This is a genomic window from Micromonospora sp. CNZ297 (genome assembly GCF_007827625.1).
Genome location: NZ_VISU01000013.1, coordinates 13,018 through 38,449 on the forward strand (window position 1 = coordinate 13,018; position 25,432 = coordinate 38,449).

Annotated in this window: 23 protein-coding genes and 2 riboswitches; of the genes, 9 read left to right on the forward strand and 14 right to left on the reverse strand. The window is 71.7% G+C overall.

What is annotated here, in order from left to right:
* Positions 1 to 24: 24 nt before the first annotated feature.
* On the forward strand, positions 25 to 2,400 hold the full coding sequence (locus FB454_RS21715; RefSeq protein ID WP_030272240.1) for an ATP-binding cassette domain-containing protein: 2,376 nt from the start codon (positions 25 to 27) through the stop codon (positions 2,398 to 2,400).
* 70 nt (positions 2,401 to 2,470) lie between these two features.
* Here FB454_RS21715 and FB454_RS21720 read toward each other — a convergent pair whose 3' ends face one another.
* Positions 2,471 to 5,254, reverse strand: coding sequence for a hypothetical protein (locus FB454_RS21720; protein ID WP_145823376.1), 2,784 nt, complete (start codon positions 5,252 to 5,254; stop codon positions 2,471 to 2,473).
* Positions 5,255 to 5,931: 677 nt separating this feature from the next.
* Between FB454_RS21720 and FB454_RS21725 the strand changes: the two genes are divergently transcribed.
* From FB454_RS21725 to FB454_RS21735, 3 genes are all read left to right on the forward strand, one after another.
* Positions 5,932 to 6,921 carry a tyrosine-type recombinase/integrase gene (locus tag FB454_RS21725; RefSeq protein ID WP_041799035.1) on the forward strand — a complete coding sequence of 330 codons (990 nt, stop codon included), beginning with the start codon at positions 5,932 to 5,934 and terminating at the stop codon, positions 6,919 to 6,921.
* A gap of 51 nt (positions 6,922 to 6,972) precedes the next feature.
* A complete protein-coding gene (locus tag FB454_RS21730; protein ID WP_013286355.1) occupies positions 6,973 to 7,992 on the forward strand; it encodes a hypothetical protein in 1,020 nt (339 codons plus the stop codon).
* Positions 7,990 to 8,071, forward strand: a riboswitch (ZMP/ZTP riboswitch). (Overlaps the previous gene by 3 nt.)
* Before the next feature lie 13 nt (positions 8,072 to 8,084).
* A complete protein-coding gene (locus tag FB454_RS21735; RefSeq protein WP_013286356.1) occupies positions 8,085 to 8,951 on the forward strand; it encodes a bifunctional 5,10-methylenetetrahydrofolate dehydrogenase/5,10-methenyltetrahydrofolate cyclohydrolase in 867 nt (288 codons plus the stop codon).
* 3 nt (positions 8,952 to 8,954) lie between these two features.
* On the opposite strand, the gene FB454_RS21740 is transcribed toward FB454_RS21735, so the two are convergent.
* Positions 8,955 to 9,734 (reverse strand): endonuclease/exonuclease/phosphatase family protein, encoded by a 780-nt coding sequence (locus tag FB454_RS21740; RefSeq protein ID WP_013476774.1) that lies wholly within the window; start codon positions 9,732 to 9,734, stop codon positions 8,955 to 8,957.
* 174 nt (positions 9,735 to 9,908) lie between these two features.
* Here FB454_RS21740 and FB454_RS21745 point away from each other — a divergent pair, with 174 nt between their 5' ends.
* Positions 9,909 to 10,682, forward strand: a complete 774-nt coding sequence (locus tag FB454_RS21745; RefSeq protein WP_174361713.1) for a sulfite exporter TauE/SafE family protein — start codon at positions 9,909 to 9,911, stop codon at positions 10,680 to 10,682.
* Positions 10,667 to 11,470, forward strand: coding sequence for a GNAT family N-acetyltransferase (locus tag FB454_RS21750; RefSeq protein WP_013286359.1), 804 nt, complete (start codon positions 10,667 to 10,669; stop codon positions 11,468 to 11,470). The genes FB454_RS21745 and FB454_RS21750 overlap by 16 nt, the downstream gene beginning before the upstream one ends.
* On the opposite strand, the gene def is transcribed toward FB454_RS21750, so the two are convergent.
* On the reverse strand, positions 11,450 to 11,959 hold the full coding sequence (gene def / locus FB454_RS21755) for a peptide deformylase (protein WP_030272226.1): 510 nt from the start codon (positions 11,957 to 11,959) through the stop codon (positions 11,450 to 11,452). The two genes, FB454_RS21750 and def, sit on opposite strands and share 21 nt — an antisense overlap.
* A 99-nt stretch (positions 11,960 to 12,058) precedes the next feature.
* On the opposite strand from def, the gene pip reads away from it, so the two are divergent.
* The gene (pip, locus tag FB454_RS21760) at positions 12,059 to 13,009 is read left to right on the forward strand and encodes a prolyl aminopeptidase (RefSeq protein WP_013286361.1); all 951 of its coding nucleotides are present in this window, start codon (positions 12,059 to 12,061) and stop codon (positions 13,007 to 13,009) included.
* 123 nt (positions 13,010 to 13,132) lie between these two features.
* Here pip and FB454_RS21765 read toward each other — a convergent pair whose 3' ends face one another.
* Positions 13,133 to 14,326: a chorismate-binding protein gene (locus FB454_RS21765; RefSeq protein WP_013286362.1), complete on the reverse strand. Its 1,194-nt coding sequence runs from the start codon at positions 14,324 to 14,326 to the stop codon at positions 13,133 to 13,135.
* A 123-nt stretch (positions 14,327 to 14,449) separates the two neighbouring features.
* Here FB454_RS21765 and FB454_RS21770 point away from each other — a divergent pair, with 123 nt between their 5' ends.
* Positions 14,450 to 14,650 carry a DUF5999 family protein gene (locus FB454_RS21770; RefSeq protein WP_013286363.1) on the forward strand — a complete coding sequence of 67 codons (201 nt, stop codon included), beginning with the start codon at positions 14,450 to 14,452 and terminating at the stop codon, positions 14,648 to 14,650.
* Positions 14,651 to 14,744: 94 nt separating this feature from the next.
* Here the strand turns inward: FB454_RS21770 and gcvP are convergent, their stop codons facing one another.
* Both gcvP and FB454_RS21780 read right to left on the reverse strand, forming a co-directional pair.
* Complete coding sequence (gene gcvP, locus FB454_RS21775) at positions 14,745 to 17,567, reverse strand: aminomethyl-transferring glycine dehydrogenase (RefSeq protein ID WP_013286364.1); 2,823 nt, start codon at positions 17,565 to 17,567, stop codon at positions 14,745 to 14,747.
* A gap of 73 nt (positions 17,568 to 17,640) precedes the next feature.
* Positions 17,641 to 17,731, reverse strand: a riboswitch (glycine riboswitch).
* A 57-nt stretch (positions 17,732 to 17,788) separates the two neighbouring features.
* Positions 17,789 to 18,631 carry an NAD-dependent protein deacetylase gene (locus FB454_RS21780; RefSeq protein ID WP_145823377.1) on the reverse strand — a complete coding sequence of 281 codons (843 nt, stop codon included), beginning with the start codon at positions 18,629 to 18,631 and terminating at the stop codon, positions 17,789 to 17,791.
* A gap of 88 nt (positions 18,632 to 18,719) precedes the next feature.
* Between FB454_RS21780 and FB454_RS21785 the strand changes: the two genes are divergently transcribed.
* Positions 18,720 to 19,376, forward strand: a complete 657-nt coding sequence (locus FB454_RS21785; protein ID WP_013286366.1) for an NAD(P)H-binding protein — start codon at positions 18,720 to 18,722, stop codon at positions 19,374 to 19,376.
* Positions 19,377 to 19,425: 49 nt separating this feature from the next.
* Here the strand turns inward: FB454_RS21785 and FB454_RS21790 are convergent, their stop codons facing one another.
* The 8 genes from FB454_RS21790 to gcvH form a co-directional block, all read right to left on the reverse strand.
* Positions 19,426 to 20,106: a DivIVA domain-containing protein gene (locus tag FB454_RS21790; protein ID WP_013286367.1), complete on the reverse strand. Its 681-nt coding sequence runs from the start codon at positions 20,104 to 20,106 to the stop codon at positions 19,426 to 19,428.
* A complete protein-coding gene (locus FB454_RS21795; RefSeq protein WP_013286368.1) occupies positions 20,103 to 21,269 on the reverse strand; it encodes a globin domain-containing protein in 1,167 nt (388 codons plus the stop codon). Before FB454_RS21795 ends, FB454_RS21790 begins: the two co-directional genes overlap by 4 nt.
* Before the next feature lie 2 nt (positions 21,270 to 21,271).
* Positions 21,272 to 21,661, reverse strand: a complete 390-nt coding sequence (locus FB454_RS21800; RefSeq protein WP_013286369.1) for a group I truncated hemoglobin — start codon at positions 21,659 to 21,661, stop codon at positions 21,272 to 21,274.
* Between the two features lie 436 nt (positions 21,662 to 22,097).
* Positions 22,098 to 22,691 (reverse strand): MerR family transcriptional regulator, encoded by a 594-nt coding sequence (locus tag FB454_RS21805; protein WP_083395227.1) that lies wholly within the window; start codon positions 22,689 to 22,691, stop codon positions 22,098 to 22,100.
* A 216-nt stretch (positions 22,692 to 22,907) separates the two neighbouring features.
* Positions 22,908 to 23,372 carry a bifunctional nuclease family protein gene (locus tag FB454_RS21810; RefSeq protein ID WP_036311069.1) on the reverse strand — a complete coding sequence of 155 codons (465 nt, stop codon included), beginning with the start codon at positions 23,370 to 23,372 and terminating at the stop codon, positions 22,908 to 22,910.
* Positions 23,373 to 23,583: 211 nt separating this feature from the next.
* Positions 23,584 to 24,285, reverse strand: coding sequence for a transcriptional regulator FtsR (gene ftsR, locus FB454_RS21815; protein WP_174361714.1), 702 nt, complete (start codon positions 24,283 to 24,285; stop codon positions 23,584 to 23,586).
* A gap of 50 nt (positions 24,286 to 24,335) precedes the next feature.
* Positions 24,336 to 24,788 carry an oxoglutarate dehydrogenase inhibitor Odhl gene (odhI, locus tag FB454_RS21820; protein WP_007071101.1) on the reverse strand — a complete coding sequence of 151 codons (453 nt, stop codon included), beginning with the start codon at positions 24,786 to 24,788 and terminating at the stop codon, positions 24,336 to 24,338.
* 216 nt (positions 24,789 to 25,004) lie between these two features.
* Positions 25,005 to 25,385 carry a glycine cleavage system protein GcvH gene (gene gcvH, locus FB454_RS21825; protein WP_013286373.1) on the reverse strand — a complete coding sequence of 127 codons (381 nt, stop codon included), beginning with the start codon at positions 25,383 to 25,385 and terminating at the stop codon, positions 25,005 to 25,007.
* Between the last annotated feature and the right edge of the window lie 47 nt (positions 25,386 to 25,432).

Consider the following 25,432-nt stretch of genomic DNA (forward strand, 5'->3'; position numbering starts at 1 on the left):
CCCGCACCACCGGACGGAGAGACCATGAGCAAGGCCACCACCGGCCTGCACCACGCCGACAGCCACGACATCATCCGCGTCCACGGCGCCCGCGAGAACAACCTGCGCAACGTCGACGTCGAGATACCCAAACGCCGCCTCACCGTGTTCACCGGCGTCTCCGGCTCCGGCAAGAGCTCACTGGTCTTCGGCACCATCGCCGCCGAGTCCCAGCGCCTCATCAACGAGACCTACAGCGCCTTCGTCCAGGGCTTCATGCCCACCCTGTCCCGCCCCGAGGTCGACATCCTCGAAGGCCTCACCACCGCCATCATCGTCGACCAGGAACGCATGGGCGCCGACCCCCGCTCCACGGTCGGCACCGCCACCGACGTCAACGCCATGCTGCGCATCCTGTTCAGCCGCCTCGGCGACCCCCACATCGGCCCACCCAACGCCTACTCCTTCAACGTCCCCTCCGTACGCGCCGCCGGCGCCATCACCGTCGACCGCGGCCCCGGCAAGACCCAGACCAAGAAGGGCACCTTCAACCGCCTCGGCGGCATGTGCCCCCGCTGCGAGGGCCGCGGCGCCGTCACCGACTTCGACCTCACCGTCCTCTACGACGAGAAGCTCTCCCTCAACGAGGGCGCCATCACCATCCCCGGCTACAGCATGGACGGCTGGTACAGCCGCACCTTCCGCTCCAGCGGCCTGTTCGACCCCGACAAGCCCATCCGCGACTACACCAGACGCGAACTCGACGACCTGCTCCACAAGGAGCCCACGAAGATCAAGGTCGACGGCATCAACGTCACCTACACCGGCCTCATCCCCGCCATCAGCAAGTCGATGCTCGCCAAGGACGTCGACGCCATGCAGCCCCACATCCGCGCCTTCGTCGAACGCGCCGTCACGTTCACCACCTGCCCCGACTGCGACGGCACCCGGCTCGCCCCCGAAGCCCGCTCCTCGAAGATCAACGGCATCAACATCGCCGACGCCTGCGCCATGCAGATCAGCGACCTCGCCACCTGGGTACGCGACCTGCACCAACCCTCCGTCGGCCCGCTGCTCAAGGCACTGGGGGACACCCTCGACTCCTTCGTCGAGATCGGCCTCGGCTACCTCAGCCTCGACCGCCCCGCCGGCACCCTCTCCGGCGGGGAGGCCCAGCGCACCAAGATGATCCGCCACCTCGGCTCGTCCCTCACCGACGTCACCTACGTCTTCGACGAACCCACAATCGGCCTGCACCCGCACGACATCGCCCGCATGAACAACCTCCTGCTCCAACTCCGCGACAAGGGCAACACCGTTCTCGTCGTCGAACACAAACCCGAGACCATCGCCATCGCCGACCACGTCGTCGACCTCGGCCCCGGCGCCGGCACCGCCGGCGGCACCATCTGCTACGAAGGCACAGTCGCCGGCCTGCGCGCCAGCGACACCACCACCGGCCGCCACCTCGACGACCGCGCCACCCTCAAGGACAAGCTGCGTACGCCCACCGGCACCCTGCCGATCCGCGGCGCCCGCACCCACAACCTGCGCGACGTCGACGTCGACATCCCCCTGGGCGTCCTGGTCGTCGTCACCGGCGTCGCCGGCTCCGGCAAGAGCAGCCTCATCCACGGCTCACTGGCCAAACGCGAGGACGTCGTCAGCGTCGACCAGACCGCCATCCGCGGCTCCCGCCGCAGCAACCCCGCCACCTACACCGGCCTGCTCGACCCCATCCGCAAGGCCTTCGCCAAGGCCAACGGCGTCAAACCCGCCCTGTTCAGCGCCAACTCCGAAGGCGCCTGCCCGACCTGCAACGGCGCCGGCGTCATCTACACCGACCTCGGCATGATGGCCGGCGTCGCCAGCACCTGCGAGGACTGCGAAGGCAAGCGCTTCCAGCCCGCCGTCCTCGACTACCACCTCGGCGGACGCGACATCAGCGAGGTCCTCGCCATGTCCGTCGACGAAGCCGAGACGTTCTTCAGCGACGGCGAGGCCCGCACCCCGGCCGCCCACACCATCCTCGACCGGCTCGCCGACGTCGGCCTCGGCTACCTCACGCTCGGTCAGCCCCTCACCACGCTGTCCGGCGGCGAACGGCAGCGGCTCAAGCTCGCCACCCGGATGGGGGACAAGGGCGGCGTGTACGTCCTCGACGAACCCACCACCGGCCTGCACCTGGCCGACGTCGCCCAACTGCTCGGCCTGCTCGACCGGCTCGTCGACACGGGGAAGTCCGTCATCGTGATCGAGCACCACCAGGCCGTCATGGCGCACGCCGACTGGATCATCGACCTCGGTCCGGGCGCCGGACACGACGGCGGCCGGATCGTGTACGAGGGCACCCCGGCGGATCTCGTGGCGGCCCGGTCGACGCTCACGGGCGAACACCTGGCCGACTACGTCGGCGCCTGACCGCCGGACGGCAGCACAGGGGAGAGGCCCGGCGGAGGGCCCCACGACAAGGATGCGCGGGCACGTCCCTTCAGGGCTCAAGTTGAATGTTCACCGGGTCGACGAATTCGACCCGCAGCCGATCATCAGACAGGATGTCGACTACCTGCTGCCAGTGCGCGGCACGCCGGCCGCAGACCGCGCGCAGGCGCTCGACGCCCGGCCTCTCTCCTTCCGCGTCGACCCGCCTCAAGGTCGCCAGGCCGACCTCAGCGGTGGCAGCGCTCAGCGTCGCGGTCACCCGGCCGACCTGCTGGACGACCTCGTCCACGTGCCGGGTCAGCTCAGCCACCCGGGCTTCGACGGATTGGTCGCGTCGAGACAGCGACTCCAGGCCGTCCGGCTTCTCGATGACCAACTCGTCGAACACCGGCACAGGTGGCGGGAATCGAAGATCCGCGACGTGCACGAGCTCCACCGCCTCGGTGACGAGCCGGCAGAACTGCGCCCGGTGCAGCCAGTACCAAGCGCGGTCCTCCGCCATCCTCGCCAGCAGCCGCCATGTCCGATCATCCAGCTCGAGCCACTTGATCAGGTCGTGGACATCCGCCCGCCACGGCGGCTCACAACGCTGGTGCCAGTTTCGCTCCAGCAGCGCCGCCCCGTCGTGAAGCAGCTTCTTGACATACGCGGCGATCCGAATACGGGTGACGTTCTCGGGGCGCCGCAGGACCGATCGCATCGGCTGGTCCAGGTCCAGTTGAAGGAACCGAAAGTCGTCACTGCCGCGGAGGCGACCGAAGTCCGGGTCACTGCTGGCGATCCAACTGCGCAGCCGTGAGGCCACACCGGTCTGCGTGGTGGCCTGGAGCGAGACCTGCCCGGCGACCTTGCTGCCAGCGCTGGCCAGCACGGCCTGGAGTTCGATCACCGCGTACTCGGTCAGCAAGCGTTGGCGCTGGTCGTCACCGAGTTCGCCGGGAGGAGCGGGAGCGACACCTGCCGCCGGACTCGGTGGGGGAACGGGGAGATAGCCGTACAGCCCGTAGGCGTATGCAGCCGCCGCCTGGTAGTAGTCCAGGTAGCCCAGACGCCCCGGGCCGAGCCGATGACGACGCTGTGCGCGGATGACGGCGTCGCGAAGCGACTCCGGCTGGACAGGCCAGCTCCGCACCATCGTCTCGACTCGCCGGTACAGCCGTCGCGGCCACCAGCGTCGCAGGTTCCGCATCGCCATCAGCTTCTGCTCGGCAAACCAGCCGACCTCGACGCCGGCAACCGTCAGCTGGTCCTGGGCCAAGTCGTGTACGGCGCGGGCGAGCCGGAGCGGCGCCCACACGTCTCGCGCGAAGCGAAGCAGGCCTCTGGTCACCTCGGAGCGGGTTCCGCGGACCAACCACGCCAGGGCTGCGTCCTCGTGCAACCGGTGAAACTCCTGGAGCGCGGCCAGGTTGAGCAGCACCCGAGCGGTGGCCGGGGCACCGAGCATCTCCTTGACCTGCTGTTGCGCCTCGGCACGGTCCGCCGCATCGCGAAAGGAAGAAAACAACGGCCAGTACCGCCCCACGAAGACCGCGATCAACCGATCCTTGATCTGGTCGCGGAGAACCTTCCGCTCTCCGACGGCATCGACGGCGAACCAGTCCTCCGCTGTGCGTTCCGAATACGCCAGAGTCTTCGCGTACTGGTAGCGCAGGCGGATGAGCTCCCGGCGACGGCGGATGGCCCACAGCATCGAGATGGGGTAGCGGAAGGGGTGCCTCCACCGGTCCCGTCTGCGGGTCCAGAGCGAGGCGGTGTAGCGGCTCTCCAACTCACCGAGGCAGAGTGCCCCGTGGTACGTGTCCAGGGCGGCGAGGAACAGACCCAGGTCTTCCTGAACGCTGGCCACCATCATGCGGATGTCGGAGTTGAAGGGGTCCAGGCGAAGAGCTTCCCGATACCACCAGAGCGCGTCGTCGAGACGCCGCTCGTCGTGCCGCTTCTTGGCCTCGTTGTACGCCTCGAACAGCCCGGTCGGCAGGTCGCGGAGTCGCCACGTCCGCCACGGTGCCTCATCAGCCAGGCGAGTCACCGGCAGAATCTTGGCCATCGTCCAGTAGGCCGCCTTACACGTGGCGTCTTCCCAGGTCATGCCCCACTCGGTAGTCGTCGCGCTGCCTGTGGCACCAGCGAACGACGTGACCGTGACCGAGACGCCGTAACAGGGCTCCTGCTTCCGCTCCTGGAGAGTCGCCCTGATCATGTAACCCGTCCGGGGCCAGAGCCGCGCCATGAACTTCGGCAGGACCGCCAACGGGTTCGTGAACGTTCCCGGCTCCTCGCCGAGGACATCGAGGAAGTTCTGCGCCGGGAGGGTCGTCGGGCCCGCGTACGGCGGATAGATGCTGGTGGTGGCGAGTTGACGGCAGAACCGGCTCTTCAGGTACGCCGCCCGGCCGGTGTCGTTCGCGTCCGCGGCGTTCTCGAAGTCACGCACGTCGACCGCCCCTGGACGGTGTGCGAGCCACTCACGGCGGAAGTTGCGCCACGCGACGAAGGCCGCCAGGAACAGGAACAGTATCCCGATCCGTCGCCACAGCTCAGTGGACCGGTCGAAGGCACGAGCTACACCGATCAGGAGGAGACGGAATGGCTCCAGCAACTCCCAGTCGCTCTGACCGGTCGGGACGGCGCCGGACCGAGCTAGGCGGTCGAGTGCCAGGAGCAGCGCCACCGTGCTGACGATTCCGAGGACGAGCCAGGGCGCTGGTTTCGGGATCGGCAGGGGCGAGGGCGCGGTGCGGGCCTTGCTGAAGATCCGATGGGGGGACCGGACCTTCCAGGACTCGGGGCGTGGGTTCCTCTGCTCGGCGTGATCGTGCCGGTTGTCCATCGAGAACGCTCCTGACGACCGCCCGGAACTGCGGTTCCAGGCTAAGTGGCCAGGTAGCGGGGAACTGGAAAACGGCGGATCGGTTGTCATGCCCGGAAAGCAGGCCATACTCTAGCGACCCTTGCTTTCCGGCCCGTGGGTTCGACGTGGCCCACCCGGTTCGATAATGCACATTATGTCAAGTATCGCTGAGGTGGGAGCTCCCCGAGCGCCCGCGCGAGGCAGGTGACCGCTTTTGCGGGCCTTCGGGGTGCCGGAGGGTCAAGCAGTCACCCCCTGTCGTGCTGCGGGACCGCGTGCTCCACCTGGCGAGCGCTGGCAGCGGCAGCAAGCTCGCCGCGAGCCGGCTCGCACCTCCGGACACGATGTCGCCGCCGTTGCGCCCAGGCACCAATCATCGGGCCGGCCCACCCACCAGGCGACCCGCGCATCCCCCGCCGGATCCCACCTCGCTCCACCCACCGTCCGCCGATCATGAAGTTGGCGGCGACAAATTAGACGGCACTCCCGGCCAACCTCATGATCGCCGGAGCCGCCGCCAGTTCGCCGATGTGGCTGCATCGGAGCACTGGGATTACCGCCATCTCGGCGAGATGGAGTTGATCATGGCTTTGATCGCCCGCGCTCCCCTGATGCGCCTCCTGACGGGAACGCGAGAATCATGCATAATATCCCTTATGCATGACAAACCGGACGGAACGGTAGGCGCTCTTATTGAGGAGTTCCTGACCGCCCGGGCCACCCGTAAGCCCTCCCCCCACACCCTGGCCGCGTACCGGCGGGATCTGACCACTGTGGCCGAGCTGGTGGCGGCGGCCGGTGACGCCTCTCCCCTGCGCCTACCGGTCAGCACCCTCTCCCCCAAGGTGATGCGCGCGGCGTTCGCGCGGTTCGCCGCTCCCCGTGCCGCCGCGTCGGTCCATCGTGCCTGGTCGACGTGGAACAGCTTCTTCACGTTCCTGGTCGCCGAGGGTGTCGTACCGGGGAATCCGATGCCGGCGGTGGGGCGGCCCCGTACGCCGCTCCCCCGGCCCAAGCCGCTGCGGGGCGAGGACACCCCGGAGGAGTTGCTGGCGGCGGTGGCCCGGGCGGAGGGCCGGCAGCGTGATCCGTGGCCGGAGCGCGACCTGGCGGTGCTGGCGCTGGCGTTGTGCGCGGGGTTGCGGCTGTCGGAGCTGCTGGCGCTGCGGGTGTCGTCGGTGGCCGGGCGCGACGGTGAGCGGCGGGTGGACGTGGCGGGCAAGGGCGGGCGGCCGCGTACGGTGCCGATCGAGGACGGTGTGGACCGGGTGCTTGCGGGTTATCTGGACAGCCGGCGGCTCCGGTTCGGGTCGCGCAGTGTGCGGCCGGACGCGCCGTTCCTGGTGGATCGTCAGGGTGAGGCGTTGCGGCGGGGTGGTCTGCAGTACCTGGTGGAGTCGTGTTACCGGCGGTCGGGCATCGGTGACCGGGTGCCTCGGGGTGCGCGGTTGCACGCGTTGCGGCACACGTTCGCGACGCGGTTGGCGGAGGACGGGGCGAGCGCGGCGGAGATCATGCGGTTGCTGGGGCACGCGTCGTTGGCGTCGTCGCAGACGTACATCGAGGTGACGGCGGGTCAGCAGCGGGCGGCGGTGGCGGCGAACCGTACCAACCGGGCGTTGTCGGGGCTGGCGCCGCGGCGGTGAGTGTCGTGCGGCGGGCGGCGTGTGGGGTGGCGCGCTGGCAGGATCGGCGAGATGCGGGTGGGTGCGGCGCGGGCGGTGGCTGTCGGGTGGGTGCGGGAGCGGATGCGCGTCGACCCGTCGATCGAGGGGGCGTTGTTCAGCGGGTCGACTGTGGGGTTGCCGGACGACGCGGTGCTGCCGGTGTGGTCGGACGTGGACGTGCTGCTGGTACGCCGGGAGCCCGGTGTGAAGGTGGGCAAGTTCGTGCACCGGGGGGTGCTGCTGGAGGTCAGCACTGTCACGTGGGAGGAGTTGGGTGGCCCGGAGGACGTGCTGGGGTCGTGGGTGTTCGCGCCGATGTTCCGTACCGATGGGGTGATCGCGGATCCGTCGGGGCGGCTGGCCGCAGTGCGGGAGCGGGTGGCGGCGGGGTTCGCGGATCCGGTGTGGGTGCGGGAGCGGTGCGCGGGGGTGCGGCGGCGCATCGAGGCCGGGTTGCGGGCGGTGGGCGGTTCGGCGCCGGTGGCGGAGCAGGTGCTGGCGTGGGTGTTTCCGACGTCGTTGCTGGCGGTGTGGCCGGCGGTGGCGGGTCTGGCGGATCCGACGGTGCGGCGGCGGTACGTGCGGGCGGAGCGGGTGCTGTCGCGGTTCGGGTTCGCGGATCGGTACGCGGGCCTGCTGGACACGCTCGACGGCGGCGGGGTGGGTGTGGACGCGGCGCGGGTGCGGGAGCATCTGGCCGGGTTGGCGGTGGTGTTCGACGAGGTGTCGCGGTTGCCGCGGGAGGGGTTCGCGTTCGGGGCGGATCTGGGCGCTGCGGGGCGTCCGGTGGTGTTCGACGGTGCGGCTGAGCTGATCGAGGCGGGCCGGCATCGGGAGGCGATGTTCTGGGTGCTGGTGACGTGGGCGCGGTGTCATGTGGTGTCGGGCGTGGTGGCGCCGGAGTGGGAGCGGGCGTTCGGGGCGGTGCTGGCTGATCTGGGGGTGGCGTCGGCGGCGGACCGGCGGCGGCGGGCGGACGGTTTGCTGGCGGCGTTGCCGGGGTGGCAGTCGGTGGTGGATGCGGTGGCGGTGGAGGCTGTGGCAGGCTGAGGGGAACGCGACTGGCGGCACGGGGATGGGTGAACCATCGGGGAGCTCGTCGCGGGGGTCGACCGCCTGGGCCTCCGCGGGCGAGGTGTCGTATGTCTTCTGCGCGGTTGTTGCCGGGTGCCCCGGTGGCGGAGCAGGTGTTGTCGGAGGTCGCCGCGTCGGTGGCGGAGCTGCGTGCGGCGGGGGTGACGCCGGCGCTGGCGACGGTGCTGGTGGGTGACGACGACGCGAGCGCGGGTTATATCCGGATCAAGCAGCGTCAGGCGGCGGAGCTGGGGTTCGTGTCGCCGCACGTGCATCTGCCGGCGTCGGCGTCGCAGGCGGATCTGCATGCGGTGCTGGCGGATTTCAACGCGGACAAGACGGTGCACGGGGTGCTGGTGCAGTATCCGATTCCGGGTCACCTGGACTACGACCGGGCGTTGGCGGTGCTGGATCCGGACAAGGACGTGGACGGGATGCATCCGGTGAACATGGGCTGGCTGGCGTTGGGGTTGCCGGGTCCGTTGCCGTGTACGCCGGCGGGGATCGAGGCGTTGCTGGCGTTCCACGGTGTGCCGGTGGCGGGCCGGGAGGTGGTGATCCTGGGCCGGGGTGCGACGTTGGGTCGGCCGCTGGCGATGTTGCTGGCGCAGAAGCGGCCGACGGCGAACGCGGCGGTGACTGTGGTGCACACGGGGGTGGCGGACTGGCCGCGGTACACGCGGCGGGCGGAGATCCTGATCGCGGCGGCGGGGGTGCCGGGGATCGTGCGGCCGGAGCATGTGCGTCCGGGTGCGGTGGTGGTCGGTGGCGGGGTGCGGTACGAGGGGCGGCGGCTGCTGCCGGACGTGGACGAGTCGTGTGCCGAGGTGGCGGGGGCGATCACGCCGCGTGTGGGCGGGGTGGGTCCGACGACGGTGGCGATGTTGTTCCGCAACGCGGTGGAGGCGGCGCGGCGGCAGAGCGGTCTGGGCTGAGCGTCAGCCGAGGTCGACGACGAGGGGCCGGTGGTCGGAGATGGTCGCCAGCGGGGTGTGGACGGCGGTGACGGCCGGCAGCCGGTCGAGCCCGTGCCGGTCGGCGAGGATGTGGTCGAGCTGGACGCGGGGTTGCCCGGCCGGGTAGGTGGGGCGGCGGGCCAGGGGCTGCCAGCGGGTGAGCGCGGCGGCGGGTCCGGCGGGCAGGTTGAGGTCGCCGAGCAGGATCCGGGGTGCGGGCAGGGTGCGCAGGACGCGCACGACGCGGCGTAGTTGCCAGATGTTCCAGCCGGGGACGAAGGACAGGTGGGTGGCGGCGACGGTGAGGGGGCCGTGGGGGGTGTCGAGGACGGCGGCGAGCACGACGCGGGGTTCGTCGCGGAGCAGGACGAGTCCGCCGCCGGGGCCGGGTGCGTAGATGGGTGAGCGGACGGGGGCAGCGCGCAGGCGGGTGACCTGCCAGGAGCGGACGGGGTGGCGGCTGATGAGGCCGATGCCGTAGAGGGGTTCGCCGTGGCCGTCGTCGTCGTGGGTGAGGGGGCGGAACTGTTCGCCGGGGGTGCCGACGACGGCGGCGGCGAAGCGGTGGTGGTCGGCGTGCAGGGCGCGGGCGGCCACGGCGGTGAGGTCGAGTTTGCCGCTGCGGGTCTGGTCGCGGTCGACTTCCTGGAGGGCGAGGACGTCGGCGTCGAGGTCGGTGACGGCGGCGGTGAGCCGGTCGGGGTCGACGAGCCCGTCGGTGAGGGATCGGCCGTGCAGCAGGTTGAAGGTGGCCAGGCGCACCTGGACACCCTACGTCGTCGTGGGAGTCTTGCTGGGTGCTGAAACTGCTGTGCTGTTCGATGCTGGTGTTCGTGGCGGTGGGGTCGGTCGGGGTGTGGTTGCGGCGTCGCCGGGGGCGGTGAGGCTGGCCACAGGTGGTCTCGTCGCTGGTGGCGGCGTGGGCAGAATGCGTCGGTGGATGCCCTGTCGTTGACGACGTTGCTGACCGCTGCCCTTCTGGCGGGGTGGGTGGACGCGGTGGTGGGTGGCGGCGGTCTGTTGTTGTTGCCGGCGTTGCTGGTGGCGGCGCCGGGTGTGCCGGTGGCGACGGCGTTGGGCACGAACAAGCTGGCGGCGATCTTCGGTACGTCGACGGCGGCGGTGACGTACGCGCGGCGCACGAAGCTGGACTGGGCGGTGGCGGGTTCGGCGGCCGGGTTGGCGGTGCTGACGGCGGGGTTGGGTGCGGCGTTGGCGGGTGCGGTGCCGGGTAGCGCGTACCGGCCGGTGGTGCTCGTGGTGCTGGTGGCGGTGGCGGTGTTCGTGCTGGCGCGGCCGTCGCTTGGTGTGGTGGCGTCGCCGCAGCGGCGGACCCCCGCGCGGGTGGTGGTGGCGGTGGCGGTGGCCGGTCTGGGTATCGCTCTGTACGACGGGTTGATCGGGCCGGGTACCGGCACGTTCCTGGTGCTGGCGTTCACCGCGATTCTGGGTTCGGATTTCGTGCATGCCTCGGCGATGGCGAAGGTCGTGAACGCGGGCACGAACCTGGGCGCGCTTGTGGTGTTCGGGTTGACCGGGCACGTCTGGTGGGCGTTGGGCGCGGCGATGGCGGTGTGCAACGTGGTGGGGGCGGCTGTGGGCGCGCGGATGGCGTTGCGGCGGGGCGCCGGGTTCGTGCGGGTGGTGCTGCTGGTGGTGGTGCTGGCGCTGGTGGCCCGGTTGGGTTACGACCAGTGGACGGCGGGCTGATCGCGGTGGCGGTGCGGGCGGAGCACGACCGGGCGGTGCTGGCGGGTCTGCTGGGCCGGGATCCGGTGTTGCACGCGTACCAGTTGGGTGATCTGGACGATTTCTTCTGGCCGTACACGTCGTGGTTCCGGCGTGGCGACCAGGTGGTGTTGCTGTATCACGGGGTGGAGTTGCCGACGTTGCTGGCGTTCGCGGCGCCGGAGCGGGTGGCGGAGATGGCCGGGTTGCTGACGGAGGCGGCGCCGGTGTTGCCGGCGCGGATGTGGGCGCACCTGTCCCCCGGTCTGGAGGCGACGCTGGGCCGCTGGTTCGTGGTGTCGGAGGCGGCGGCGCATCACCGGATGGCGTTGACGGATCCGGGGCGGCTGGCGGCGGTGCCGGCGGTGGGTGAGCCGTTGGGGCCGGCGGACGCGGCGGAGCTGGCCGCGTTGTACGCGGTGGCGTATCCGGGGAACTGGTTCGATGCGCGGATGCTGGAGACGGGCCAGTACGTGGGGGTGCGGGAGCACGGCCGGCTGGTGGCGGTGGCGGGGGTGCACGTGTTCTCGCCGCGTTGGCGGGTGGCGGCGCTGGGGAACGTGACGACGCATCCGGACGTGCGGGGTCGTGGTCTGGGTGCGGGTGTGGTGGCGGCGTTGTGTGCCCGGCTGCGCGCGTCTGTGGATCATGTGACGTTGAACGTGCGGGCGGACAACGCGGCGGCGGTGCGGTTGTACGAGCGGTTGGGGTTCTCCCGGGTGGCCGGGTTCACCGAGTGCGCGTTGACGTCAGCGGCCGCGGCTGGGTGAGTCGAACCGGCCGGCGCGGATCTCGCGCAGGGCCCGGCGGCGGGTGTCGCCGCGCAGGGTGTCGACGTAGAGGCGTCCGCGCAGGTGGTCGGTCTCGTGTTGCAGGGCGCGGGCGAGGAAGCCGCTGCCGGTGACGGTGAGCGGCTCGCCGTGCTGGTCGTAGCCGTGGGCGGTGGCGTGCAGCGCGCGGGGGGTCGGGAAGTACAGGCCGGGGATGGACAGGCAGCCCTCCTCGTCGTCCTGGAGTTCGTCGGACACCTCCAGCGTGGGGTTGATCATGTGGCCGCGGTGGCCGTCGGCGTCGTAGACGAACACCTGGGCGTTGACGCCGATCTGGGGTGCGGCGACGCCGGCGCGGCCGGGTGCGCCGAGCAGCGTGTCCATCAGGTCGGTGACGAGGGCGCGCAGTTCGGCGTCGAAGCTGGTGACGGGTTCGCTGGGGGTGCGCAGCACGGGGTCGCCGATGATCCGGATGGGGCGCATAGTCATGTCCGGAAGGCTATCCGTTGCTTACCGCTGCGCGGGGGGCACCCGCCGGGGCGGTGGGGCTCGTAGGGTGTGCGGACACTGTCGCAGGGAGGCCGCCGTATGTATCCGCCGATCGAGCCGTACGCGCACGGGATGCTGGATGTCGGGGACGGGCAGCGCGTGTACTGGGAGACGTGCGGCAATCCGGACGGGCGGGCGGCGCTGGTGGTGCACGGTGGGCCCGGTTCGGGGGCGGGCGCGTCGTGGCGGCGGCTGTTCGATCCGGCCGCGTACCGGATCGTGTTGTTCGACCAGCGTGGTTGTGAGCGCAGCGCTCCCCCGGCGTCGGATCCGTCCACTGACCTGTCGGTGAACACCACCGGGCATCTGCTGGCCGACATGGAGCTGCTGCGCGCGCATCTGGGGATCGACAGGTGGCTGCTGTGCGGCGCGTCGTGGGGGTCGTCGCTGGCGCTGGCGTACGCGCAGCGGCACCCGGGGCGGGTCAGCGCGCTGGTGCTGTTCAGCGTGGTCGCCAACACGAACCGGGAGATCGAGTGGGTGACCCGGGACATGGGCCGGGTGTTCCCGCAGGAGTGGGCGCGGTTCCGTGGCGGGGTGCCCGAGGCCGACCGTGACGGTGACCTGTCGGCGGCGTACGCGCGGCTGGTGAACGACCCGGACCCGGCGGTGCGGGAGCAGGCGGCGCGGGACTGGTGCGAGTGGGAGGACGTGCACGTGTCGCTCGCCGGTGGGTTCGCGCCGGATCCCCGGTTCGACGATCCGGTGTTCCGGTACGGGTTCGCCCGGCTGGTGACGCACTACTTCGCGAACCGGGGTTTCCAGCCGGACGGGCAGGTGCTGCGCGACGCGGGCCGCCTGGCGGGCATTCCGGGGGTGCTGGTGCAGGGCCGGCTGGACGTCAGCGGGCCGCCGGACATCGCGTGGCTGCTGACCCGGGGCTGGCCGGACGCGCGGCTGGAGATCGTGGAGTCCGGCGGTCACGGCGGCGGGCACGGCATCGGCGAGCGGGTCGTCGCCGCCCTCGACGAGTTCGCCGCCGCCGGCTGAGCCGCCGCGCACGGCCGCCACCGCCCGCGTAGCCCGAGGCGCCGCGCACGGCCGCTACCGGCCCGCGGAGCCGCCGCGAGAAGGCCGGGCCGCCGCGAGAAGGCCGGGCCGCCGGGCGACCCGTCAGCCGGCGAGCAGGGCGCGGATCGGGGCGGCCTTGGCGGCGGCCTCGGCGACCTCCGCGGCGGGGTCGCTGTCCCAGGTGATGCCTCCCCCGGCCCACAGGTGCAGCAGGTTCCCGTCGGCGGCGGCGGTGCGGATGGTCAGGCCCAGGTCGAGGCGGTCGGGTCCGACCCAGCCGAGCGCCCCCATGCTCGCGCCGCGGCCGACCGGCTCCAGCGCGGCGATGTGGGCCAGGGCGGCGTGTTTGGGCGCGCCGGTGACCGACCCGCCGGGGCAGACCGCGCGCAGCAGGTCGGCCAGGCCGAGGCCGTCGGCGGGCGCCGCCGACACCGTCGACTCGGCCTGCCACAGGTCACACCAGCGGCGTACGGCGAACAGCTCGTCGACGCGTACCGAGCCGGTGCGGGCGACGCGGGCCAGGTCGTTGCGTTCCAGGTCGACGATCATGACGTGTTCGGCGCGTTCCTTGGCCGAGGTGAGCAGGTCGCGGCGTCCGGCGGGGGTGGCCGGGCGGGTGCCCTTGATGGGGCGGGTGACCAGCCGGCCGTGTTCGACGGCGATGAGGGTTTCCGGGGAGGCGCAGCCGAGGGCCCAGCCGGGGCCGTGCAGGGTGCCGCCGTAGCGGGCGCCGGGTAGCGCGGCGAGGCGGGCCAGCGCGGGCAGCGGGTCGCCGGTGTAGCCGGCGGCGGCGTGGCCGACGATGTTGACCTGGTAGACGTCGCCGCGGGCGATGGCGTCGCGGACCGCGGCGACGGCGGCGGCGTGCGCGGCCGGGGTCCAGCTGTCCTGCCAGGGTCCGAGCCGCCACGGGGCCGGGGCCGGCGGCGGGGGCGCCGTGGGGCGGTCGGTGTGGTGGTAGACGACCACGACCAGGTCGGGCAGCGCCGGTGCGGGGCTGGGCGCGCCGGGCGACACGCCGAGGGTGTACGCGCCGGCGGCGGCGGACAGGTACAGCGCGGCGCCGCACACTCCGGCGTCGGAGTCGTGGCGGCCGGGCCGGGTGAGGTCGCCGCGGTCGATGCCGTGTGCGGCGAGGAAGCGTTGTGCCAGGTCGGCGGGGTCGCCGCCGTCGCCGACGGACCAGTGCAGCCGGGCGGTCTCGACGAGCCGGCGGCGGCATCCGGGCGGGGCGCCGGGAGCATCGACCTCCACCTGTGGGAGCGCTTCCACGACGTCCGGGCCGTTACGGGTCATCCGTTCAGCCCATTCTGGGTGAACAAGACGCATCCTTGCTCGTTGCCGCTCACTTTTCCTTGGTACTGTGCGTCACTGGTCATGTGAACCATGACACAGTGCCCCCACAGTCCGGAGAACCCGATGTGTCAGCACCAGCCCACCTGCCCCTCCGCCGACGCGACCGACCGCGAGGCCGCCCGCGTACTCGCCTGCTTCCCTGAGCAGGGCTGGAGCCTGCTCTGCAACGGTGTCATCGTCTTCGAGGACACCGGTGAGCTGCTCCCCGACGGGCGCACCATCGCCCCGCACCGGGGTCCGGCCCGCCACGCCCTCGTCGCCTGAGCGATCACGCAGCGTCAGTGAGCGTACGCGCCGGTCATGACCGTCCGGCGCACCGGCCGGGGCGGCGAGAGCCCACCGCCCCGGCGTCAGCCGCTCAGTCCTCGAACGCCTCCGGCGCGGGGCACGAGCAGACCAGGTTCCGGTCGCCGTACGCGCCGTCGATGCGCCGCACCGGAGGCCAGTACCGGCCCGCCCGGTCAACACCCGCCGGGTAGGCGCCCATCGACCGCGGGTACGGGTGCGGCCACTCGTCGGCCGACACCATCGCCGCGGTGTGCGGCGCGTTGGACAGCGGATTGTCCCCCGCCGGCCACTCCCCCGAGCCGACCTTGTCGATCTCCGCCCGAATCGCGATCATCGCGTCGCAGAAGCGGTCCAGCTCGGCCAGGTCCTCGCTCTCGGTCGGCTCCACCATCAGCGTCCCGGCCACCGGGAACGACATCGTCGGCGCGTGGAAGCCGTAGTCGATCAGCCGCTTCGCCACGTCGTCCACGGTCACGCCGGTGGCCTTGGTCAACGGACGCAGGTCCAGGATGCACTCGTGCGCGACCAGGCCCTTGTTGCCGGCGTACAGCACCGGGAAATGCGACCGCAGCCGCGCCGCGACGTAGTTCGCCGCCAGGACCGCCACGCCGGTCGCGCGGGCCAGCCCGTCGGCGCCCATCATCCGCAGGTACGCCCACGGGATCGGCAGGATCCCCGCCGACCCGTGGTTCGCCGCCGAGATCGCCGGCCGCCCGTCGGCGCGCGCGCCGAGCGGGTCGCCGGGCAGGAACGGCGCCAGGTGCGAGCGCACCGCCACCGGGCCCACACCCGGGCCGCCGCCGCCGTGCGGGATGCAGAACGTCTTGTGCAGGTTCAGGTGCGACACGTCCGCCCCGAACCGGCCCGGCTTGGCGAACCCGACCAGCGCGTTGAGGTTCGCGCCGTCGACGTACACCTGACCGCCGGCGTCGTGGACCTTCGCGCACAGCTGGGCGATGCCGGTCTCGTACACGCCGTGCGTCGACGGGTACGTCACCATGATCGCGGCGAGCGCGTCCCGGTGCTTGTCGATCTTCGCGTCGAGGTCGACCAGGTCGACGTTGCCGTCGGCGTCGCAGCCGACCACCACGACCCGCATGCCGGCCATCACGGCGGACGCGGCGTTCGTGCCGTGCGCCGACGACGGGATCAGGCACACGTCGCGGTGGCCCTCGCCGCGCTCCCGGTGGTAGCCGCGGATCGCCAGCAGCCCGGCCAGCTCACCCTGCGACCCGGCGTTCGGTTGCACGCTGACCGCGTCGTAGCCGGTCACCTCGGCCAGCCAGCCCTCCAGCTGCGCGATCAGCTCCCGGTACCCGGCGGTCTGCTCGTCCGGCGCGAACGGGTGCAGGTGCGCGAACTCCGGCCAGGTGATCGGTTCCATCTCGGTGGTGGCGTTGAGCTTCATCGTGCACGACCCCAGCGGGATCATGCCGCGGTCCAGCGCGTAGTCGAAGTCGGCCAGGCGGCGCAGGTAGCGCAGCATCGCCGTCTCCGAGTGGTGGCTGTGGAACACCGGGTGGGTGAGGAAGTCCGACGTGCGGGCCAGCCCGTCGGGCAGGGCCGCGTCGGTGTCGCCGTCGAACCCGTCGACGCCGAACGCCCCCCACACCGCCTGCAGGTGCGCGGGCGTGGTGGTCTCGTCGCAGGAGACGCCGACCCGGTCGGCGTCGACCAGCCGCAGGTTCACGTTGCGCGCCGCGGCGGCTGCGACCACCTCGGCGGCCCGGCCCGGCACGGTCGCGGTGACGGTGTCGAAGAACGCGACCTCCGCGACCTGCACGCCCCCGGCGCGCAGCCCGGCCGCGAGCCGCGCCGCCGCCTCGTGGGTACGCCGGGCGATGGCGCGCAGCCCGTCCGGGCCGTGATAGACGGCGTACATGCCGGCCATCACCGCGAGGAGCACCTGGGCGGTGCAGATGTTGCTGGTCGCCTTCTCCCGGCGGATGTGCTGCTCACGGGTCTGCAACGCCAGCCGGTACGCCGGGTTGCCGTCGGCGTCGCGGGACACCCCGACGAGGCGGCCGGGCAGCATCCGCTCCAGGCCTGAGCGCACCGCCAGGTAACCGGCGTGCGGCCCACCGAAGCCCATCGGTACGCCGAACCGCTGGGTGGTGCCGGCGGCGATGTCGGCGCCGATCTCGCCCGGCGGGCGCAGCAGCGTCAACGCCAGCAGATCCGCGGCGACCGTCACCAGCGCGCCCACGCCGTGCGCCGCGTCGACAAGCGCCCGGTGGTCGCGGACCGCGCCGGAGGCGCCCGGGTACTGCAGGTGCAGGCCGAAGAACTCCGCCGGCAGCTCGTCACGCTCGACGTCGACCACGCGCACCTCGATGCCGAGCGGCTCGGCGCGGCTGGCGATCACCGCGACGGTCTGCGGCAACGCGTCGGCGTCGACCACGTACACCGGGCTCTTGCTCTTGGACGCGCGGCGCGCGAGCGTCATCGCCTCGGCCGCGGCGGTGCCCTCGTCGAGCATCGAGGCGTTCGCGGTGGCCAGGGCGGTCAGGTCGGTGACCATGGTCTGGAAGTTCAGCAGCGCCTCCAGCCGGCCCTGGCTGATCTCCGGCTGGTACGGCGTGTACGCGGTGTACCAGGCGGGGTTCTCCAGCACGTTGCGGCGGATCACCGCCGGGGTGTGCGTGCCGTGGTAACCCAGGCCGATCATGGACACGGCGACGGTGTTGCGGGCGGCCAGGGCGCGCAGCTCGGCGACAGCCTCCCGCTCACTGGCCGGGGCGGGCAGGTCCAGGGTGCCGTGCCAGCGGATCACCTCGGGGATCGCGGCGTCCATCAGCTCGTCGACGGAGCCGTAACCGACGGTGTCCAGCATCCGGCGCTCGTCGTCGCGGCCGGGACCGATGTGCCGGTCGGCGAACTGCTCTGCGGTCATGCGCTGCGCTCCTTGGTGGGGCGAGGTCGACGGGTCGGCCTCCCCCTGAGTCGCGCTGACGCGCTCCACAGCGCCTGCCCACGTGGTCCTTTTGCCTGAGAGGTTCCGGGGAGAATCTGCCCCTTCGGCGCCGTCGGATCGACGGTCTCTCCCACGTGGGTGGTACCGGCACCCCCAACGCTACCAGCGGGCGTGTTTCCGGCTCATGTCCCGGGGGTTGATCACACCGGCGCCGGCGCCGCCGCCACCCGGTCGGCCAGCGCGCACAGCGTCGCGCCCAGCGGCGCGTCCAGGCGCAGCGCCGCGTACCCGTCGCCGCGGGTGACGCCCTGGTTGACGATCGCCACCGGGATGCCGTGGCGGGCCGCCCGCAGCACGAACCGCCGCCCCGACATCACCGTCAACGACGACCCGAGCACCAGCAGCGCCCGGGCCCGCTCGACGAGCGCGAAACAGTCCGCGACCCGCGGGGCGGGGACCGTCTCACCGAAGAACACCACGTCCGGTTTCAGCATGCCGGCGCCGCAGACCCCGCAGTCGACGGTGCGGAACCCGGTCACCGCGTCGTCGGGCAGGTCCACGTCGCCGTCGGGGTTGACACGCGCCACCCGCGCGTCGAAGCCCGGGTTCGCCTCCGACAGGCGCCGGTGCAGCTCGTCGCGGCCGGTGGCGTTACCGCAGTCCAGGCACGTCACCTCGTCGAGGCGGCCGTGCAGCTCGATCACGCCGGTGGCGCCGGCGGCGGTGTGCAGCCCGTCGACGTTCTGGGTGATGATCCCGCCGAGCAGCCCGGCGTCCTGCAGCCGGGCCACCGCCCGGTGCCCGTCGTTGGGCGCCGCCCGGGCGATGGTCTGCCAGCCCAGGTGGCTGCGCGCCCAGTACCGCCGCCGGGCCAGCGGATCCCGGGTGAACTCCTGGTACGTCATCGGGGTGTGCCGGCGCGCCGCGCCACTGGGCCCCCGGTAGTCCGGGATGCCCGACTCGGTGGACAGGCCCGCGCCGCTGAGCACCACCACGTCACCGGCGGCCACCAGCCGCGTCAACTCCTCGAACGCCTCACTCACCCGTCCATGCTCCCTCGCCGGACCCCGCACCTCCCACCCGTACGGCGGTCGCGCGGCGGGGTGCGGCCAGGCGGGCTAGGTTGAGCCCATGCGCGTCGTCATCGCCGGAGGGCACGGAAAGATCGCCAAACTGCTGGAGCGGGAACTGGCCGGACGCGGAGACACCGCGCTCGGACTGATCCGCAACCCCGACCACGCCGCCGCGCTGCGCGCCGCCGGCGCCGAACCCGTCGTGTGTGACCTGGAACACACCGACGTCGACACCCTCGCCGCCCACCTGGCCGGCGCCGACGCTGTCGTGTTCGCCGCCGGCGCCGGACCCGGCAGCGGCGCCGCCCGCAAGGACACCGTCGACCGCGGCGCCGCCGTGCTGCTCGCCGACGCCGCCGTACGAGCCGGGGTACGCCGCTACCTGCTGGTCTCCTCCATGGGCGTGGACACCGCCCCCGCCGAGGGCACCGACGACGTGTGGGCGGCGTACCTGCGGGCCAAGAAGGCCGCCGAGGACGACGTCGCCGCGCGGGACCTCGACGTGACGGTGCTGCGGCCCGGCCGCCTCACCGACGACGAACCCGCAGGCCGCATCACCCTGGCCCGGCACGTCGAAGCCGGCGCGATCAGCCGCGCCGACGTGGCCCGGGTGCTGCTCGCCCTGCTGTACGCCCCGGCCACCGCCGGGCACACCCTGGAACTCGTCGGCGGAGACACCCCCATCGCCGACGCGATCGCAGCCGTCGCCGCCTGACACCCGCCGGCGCGTCCCGGCCCGCCGTGAACACGGGCCGGGACGCCGCTCAACGCTGGTGCCGCGACAACGCCGGCTGCGGCGCGGTCCCGCCGCCCTGCGGCAACTCCCGGGCGATCCGCTCCATCGTGCGCGACAACTGCTCACTACCATCGTCGAGGTGCCGGGCCGCCGCCTGCATGTGCGAAATCATCATCTCGCCGAAGATCCGCAACGCCTCACGCGTCGCCACCGAGTCGTCGAAGCCGCTCCCCGCGGTACTGCGGTACTCCGTCACCGCCCGCTCGGCCTCCCGCTTCGCCTCCTCCGCCGCCGCCCGCATGTAACTCTCGTACTGGGTACGGGCGTACTCGGCGACCCGGCGGGCATAGTCGTGGGCCTGCGCGATGATCTGCTCGGCCTCCCGCTGCGCCGCCGACAACAGGTTGACCTCCTTCGCCGCCGGCGCCACCGCCGCCTCCGTGCTCGGGATCACCCCGTGCCGGTGCAGCTCCAGATGGTCGTTGAGCCGCTCGTTCTCCGCCCGCAGGTTCGCCACCTGCGCCGCCAGCAGATCCAGCTCGTCGGCCACCTGCAACCGGAACCGGTCCACATCGGTCTGGTCGTAGCCGCGCCGCGTGAACGCCGCCGACCCGAACTCCCACCGCCGGACCCGGTCCGAGGTCAACCGCACCTGCACCGGACCGGACACCTGCTGCGCGTCGTAACTGCTGATCGGACCCGCGCTCACCGGCTCACCTCCGACTCGTCAGCCCCCGTCATCGTCCGCCACGCCGGGCCGTACCAGTGCTTGCCGTAACCCTCGTGGTGCACCTGGCCCGGCTGGAACCCGGCACCGGTCAACGCCGCCACCGAATGACCCACCATCTCGTCCGAGCCGCACACGTACACGTGCCGCGACCGCCAGTCCCCGTCGGCCAGCACCCGGTCGGCGATGCGCACCGACTCGCCCGGCCGGGCCGGATCCGCACCGGCCACGTACGACACCCGCAGCCACGGATGCGTCGCCGCCAGCTTGTCGATCGCCTCGCTGTCGTAGAACTCCGTCCGCGAACGGGCACCCACGTACAGGTCCACCCGCCGGCCCGAACCCTCCGCCGCGACCTGCTCCACCAGCGCCTTCACCGGCGCCCAGCCGGTCCCACCGGCCAGCAGCAGCAGATCCGACGACCCGGCCTGCCACAACGTCAACCGGTCGCCCACCGGCGACGCCAGGTGGATCTGGTCACCGGCCGCGCACCCGTACACCAGACGCGACGACACCACACCACCCGGCGCGGCCCGCACGTGCAGCTCCACCGTGCCGTCCGGACGCGGCGCGTTCGCCGGCGAGTAGTACCGCCACGACCGCACCGCCGGATGCGACACCCCGATCGACTGGCCGGGCGTGAACGGCAACAGATACTGCGGGCGTACGGTCAGCACCGCCACGTCGAACGTGCGCTGCTCGTGGGTCAGCACCTCCGCCACCCACCACGGCGGCGACTTCGACTCCGCGGCCTGCGCACCCTCGGTCATCACCTGCGCGACGAGCCCGTACGCGGCGGTCCAGTCAGCCGCCAGCTCCTCGGTCCACGCCTCACCGCAGAAGTGCCGCAACGTCGCCAGCAGCGCCTCACCGACCGCCGGGTAGTGCTCGGCGCGCACCGCGAACTTCCGGTGATCCGCGCCGAGGTCCCGCAGGAACCCGACCAGCCGGTCCACCTGGTCCACGTGGGACACCACATGCCCCAGCGCGGCCACCAGACGGTCCCGCTGCCCGGCCATGTTCGTGGGGAACATCTGCCGGGTCTCCGGATGCGCCAGGAACAGCGTCGAATAGAAGTAGAGCGGCACCTGGTCGCCGTGCGCGGCGACCAGGGACCAGCTCTGCTTGAGCCGTGCGACGTCCACGCTCAGGCGTCCCCCGCCGACACGACCTGCTCCCGCACCTGCCCGAGCACGACCTGCACGTCGGCGATCACGTCCGCGGGCACGCCCAGCTCCACCAGCGTCGCGGTCAGATGCTCACCGACCTTCGCGTAGTGCTCACCGGTGATGTTCAGCGGCTGGTGCGCCTCCTCCAGGCCACGGCCCGCGTACTCGTTGGGACCGCCGAGCACGACCGCCAGCATCAGCGCCAGGTGCCGCCGCTGCTCCACCATGTCCACGTCGGCGAAGTAGCCGGCCAGATCCGGATCGGCCAGCACCTTGTCGTAGAACAGCTCCACCGCGGCCTTCACCGCGGCCGCGCCGCCGATGCGCTCGTAGTGGGAGATCGGGGTGGTCTCGCTCGTCACCGTCATGCTCGGTCCTTCCACAAGGGGTCCGCGGGCAGCGCCGCGGCAGGGGCTCGCCGTCCGGCGCGGCGTCACACAGCGTTCCGCCGTGACGTCGACACGCCGACGACCGGAACGGACCATAGCGCGCCCGCAACGACACTTCACGCCGACCCTGTCCTGATCCCGAGAACTGTCAATCACGGACAGTCAGCAACGCGACCCGAGTCGGTGGACGCACCGCAGCCGGTCACACACAGGCCGTAAACATGCACGACGTACCGTCCTTTTCGGACATCACGCTCACACGTGCCGTGGCCTGCGCCGACCCTCACCCGGACCGGTCCACACCGTCCGATCACCTCAGCCCACAGGCGAGGACCACACCCCGTCACCAAAACACGAATCGCGCCACACCCTTTTTCGGGCGCGGCGCGATCCCGTCAACGAGACGCGACGCAGGTCACCCGGCCCGGCGCCGCGCCCGGCGCGCCGCCAGCTCGTCACCCACCGACTCCGAGTCCGACTCCGGCTCCACCGCCGGCACGGCCGGCTCCTGCCCACCCACCGGCTCCGCCGGCAGATGCGACAACGAACCCTGGATCTCCTTGAACGCGCCACCGATCGCGATGCCGAACACCCCCTGGCCGCCCTGCAACAGGTCGACCACCTCCTCCGGCGACCGGCACTCGTACACGGTCGTCCCGTCGGAGATCAACGTGATGCCCGCCAGATCGTCCACCCCACGCGACCGCAACGCCTCGATCGCCTTGCGGATGTTCTGCAACGACACCCCGGCGTCCAGCAGCCGCTTCACGACCTTCAACACCACCAGGTCGCGGAACGAGTACAACCGCGACGTCCCCGAACCAGACGCGTCGCGGACACTCGGTACCACCAGCGCCGTACGCGCCCAGTAGTCCAACTGCCGGTAACTGATCCCCACCGCCGAACACGCGGTCACACCCCGGTAGCCGACCTCGCCGTCACCGGCCGGATCGGCCCCCACACCCGCCTGCTGTTCCGCACCCGGACCAGGATCCCGTGGCTCGTGCATCCGGACCAACCTCCCCGCGCCCGTGGCGGTGCCGCGCCGACTCCCCGTACGCGCACCCCTCGACACGGCAACCCTAACGCCGCCCCCCGGACTTCACCCGCAGAAGACACCGCGACACGCCGCGCCACCACCCGGCAACAAAAACACACGGCGGCCGGCCGCCACCTGCCGTGACAACCACCGCCGCGCCGACCCCGGCCACCCGGCCGGGACACCTCAACCCGCGAAGTCCTCCGGACGCACCTGCTCCAGGAACTCCCGGAACTTCTCCACCTCGTCCTCCTGCTCGTCCGGGATCACGATCCCCGCCTCACTGAGGACCTGCTCCGCACAACGAATCGGAGCACCCACCCGCAACGCCAACGCGATGGAGTCACTCGGCCGCGCCGACACCCGCACACCGTCACCGAGGAGCAGATCCGCGTAGAACACGTTCTCCTTCAACTCGGTGATCTCCACCGCCCGCAACGGCGCCTGCAACGCCGTCAGCACATCCCGCAGAAGATCGTGCGTCAACGGCCGGGCCGGCTTGACCCCCTGCTGCTCGTAAGCGATCGCCGTCGCCTCGACCGCGCCGATCCAGATCGGCAGATAGCGGTCCCCCTCGACCTCCCGCAGCAGGACGATCGGCTGGTTGCTCGGCAACTCCACCCGAACTCCGACCACGCTCAGCTCGCGCACCGCCGCCTCCGTGTCGTCGTCACCATGCACCGCGCCCTTCCCTGCACGGTACACGGACCAGGACACGGGAGTCCCACGCGCTACGTGCACCACGCCTCGCCGGACGGGCATACCCCGGCAAGCCTACGACACGCTCCGCCGACCAGATCTTTCCGCGCCCACCCACGACGAAGGGCCGGGCGCACACCGCACCCGGCCCCTCGCACCGACCTCACCGGCCCAACGTCGACCGCAGCCCCACCCGCACCAACGCCGCGTGCAACCGCTGCGACAACGCCAGCAACTCCCGCGCCGTCTCCGCCGCCCGGGCCCGCGCCGCCGGATCGCTCTGCCGCGCCAACGGCGCCACCAACTGCGCGAACAACCCGACCTCACGATCCGCCGCCGACCGGTACGCCCGCAGATGCCGAGGCTCCAGCCCGTACGCCGCCAGACCCGCCACCGCACTCGCGATGATCAACGCGTCCGCGTCGTACCACCCCGGCGGATCCGACACCAGCACACCCAGCCGCTCCAACTCCGCGAGCGTCGACTCGTCCACACCACTACGAGCGATCAGACCCGCCCGGTCCAGCCGCACCTCCGACGACTCGACCGACTCCACCGGCTCCCGGCCCGGAACCTCACCACCCGGACCCACAGCCACCAGATTCGGCCGCCCCCGCCCCGGCGACGGACCAGACCCGTCCCACTGGGCCAACTGCTCCCGGATCACCCGCAACGGCAGGTACTGATCCCGCTGCGCGGTCAACACGAACCGCAACCGCGCCACATCGTCCCAGCCGTACTTCCGATAACCCGCCGGCGTCCGCTGCGGCTCCACCAGGCCCTCGGCCTCCAGGAACCGCAACTTCGAGATCGTGACGTCCGGAAACTCCGGCCGCAACTGCGCCAGCACCTCGCCGATACTCATCAGCGCAGGCGCCCGCGCCGCCCCGGACGGCGTCGAAGCCGCAGGCTCGTTCACCCCCGGCCGGCCTCCTCCTCCGGGCGCGGACCGGCGATGAACACCACCCGGAACTTGCCGATCTGCACCTCGTCACCGTTGCTCAGCGTCGCCGCCTCGACCCGCTCACGATTCACGTACGTGCCGTTCAGGCTGCCCACATCCCGCACCGTGAACGTCCCACCGTCACGGTGGAACTCCGCGTGCCGACGCGACACCGTCACGTCGTCCAGGAAGATGTCACTGTCCGGGTGCCGCCCACTCGTCGTCACATCGTGGTCCAACAGGAACCGGGCACCCGCATTCGGACCCCGGCGAACCACCAGCAACGCCATACCCGGCGGCAACGAGCCGGACATCCGGCTCGGCACCACATCGGTGTCCGGGCCCTCCAGCACTTCGTCGAGCGAGCCGAGATTGAGCGTCGAAGTGACGTCGAGCGGGGGGAACTCGTCGTCTGGGCGCGTCATGGGACCACCTCACGGATCTGTTCGGTCGGCGTCAGGGAATGGCGGGTCTGGCCGCCGGGCAACACCACACCCGGCGGCTGGCTCCCCGTGCCCGGGAAGGCGCATTCCGCAACGCTCAAACTATTGGTTCTCGGTCGACTGGGCGAGCCTAGCCAGCGCCGAAATGCAGGGCAACCGGACGCGCGGAACCTCGCCGCCGCCCGGAACAGCACGAACTCAGCTCTCGGTGAGCTCGCGGTACGCATCGGCGGTCAGCAGACCCTCGACCGCCGCCGGATCGTCCGGAGTGATCTCCACCAACCACCCCGCACCGTACGGATCCGTATTGATCACCTCAGGGGTGTCGGCCAACGCCTCGTTGCGCGCCGCCACCGTGCCGCTCAACGGCGCGTAGATCTCCGACACGCTCTTCGTCGACTCGATCTCGCCCAGCGACTCACCCGCCGCCACCACCGCACCCGGCTCCGGCAGCTGAACGAACACGATGTCACCCAGGGCGTCCTGCGCGAAGTGCGTGATACCGACGCGGACGACACCACCGTCACCACCGACCACCCACTCGTGCTCGGCGGTGTACCGCAGATCCTCAGGAATCACCAACTGCGTCCTTCGTCATCGGTGCACCGGAGAAACCGGCGCGGCCG

Coding starts and splice junctions, on each gene's coding strand:
- FB454_RS21730 (WP_013286355.1), top strand. CDS start 6,973: ATGCGGGTGGGTGCGGCGCGGGCGGTGGCTGTCGGGTGGGTGCGGGAG.
- FB454_RS21725 (WP_041799035.1), top strand. CDS start 5,932: ATGCATGACAAACCGGACGGAACGGTAGGCGCTCTTATTGAGGAGTTC.
- FB454_RS21765 (WP_013286362.1), bottom strand. CDS start 14,326: ATGACCCGTAACGGCCCGGACGTCGTGGAAGCGCTCCCACAGGTGGAG.
- FB454_RS21715 (WP_030272240.1), top strand. CDS start 25: ATGAGCAAGGCCACCACCGGCCTGCACCACGCCGACAGCCACGACATC.
- FB454_RS21735 (WP_013286356.1), top strand. CDS start 8,085: ATGTCTTCTGCGCGGTTGTTGCCGGGTGCCCCGGTGGCGGAGCAGGTG.
- def (WP_030272226.1), bottom strand. CDS start 11,959: ATGACTATGCGCCCCATCCGGATCATCGGCGACCCCGTGCTGCGCACC.
- ftsR (WP_174361714.1), bottom strand. CDS start 24,285: ATGAGTATCGGCGAGGTGCTGGCGCAGTTGCGGCCGGAGTTTCCGGAC.
- FB454_RS21720 (WP_145823376.1), bottom strand. CDS start 5,254: ATGGACAACCGGCACGATCACGCCGAGCAGAGGAACCCACGCCCCGAG.
- FB454_RS21785 (WP_013286366.1), top strand. CDS start 18,720: ATGCGCGTCGTCATCGCCGGAGGGCACGGAAAGATCGCCAAACTGCTG.
- FB454_RS21800 (WP_013286369.1), bottom strand. CDS start 21,661: ATGACGGTGACGAGCGAGACCACCCCGATCTCCCACTACGAGCGCATC.
- FB454_RS21805 (WP_083395227.1), bottom strand. CDS start 22,691: ATGCACGAGCCACGGGATCCTGGTCCGGGTGCGGAACAGCAGGCGGGT.
- FB454_RS21770 (WP_013286363.1), top strand. CDS start 14,450: ATGTGTCAGCACCAGCCCACCTGCCCCTCCGCCGACGCGACCGACCGC.
- odhI (WP_007071101.1), bottom strand. CDS start 24,788: ATGACGCGCCCAGACGACGAGTTCCCCCCGCTCGACGTCACTTCGACG.
- pip (WP_013286361.1), top strand. CDS start 12,059: ATGTATCCGCCGATCGAGCCGTACGCGCACGGGATGCTGGATGTCGGG.
- gcvP (WP_013286364.1), bottom strand. CDS start 17,567: ATGACCGCAGAGCAGTTCGCCGACCGGCACATCGGTCCCGGCCGCGAC.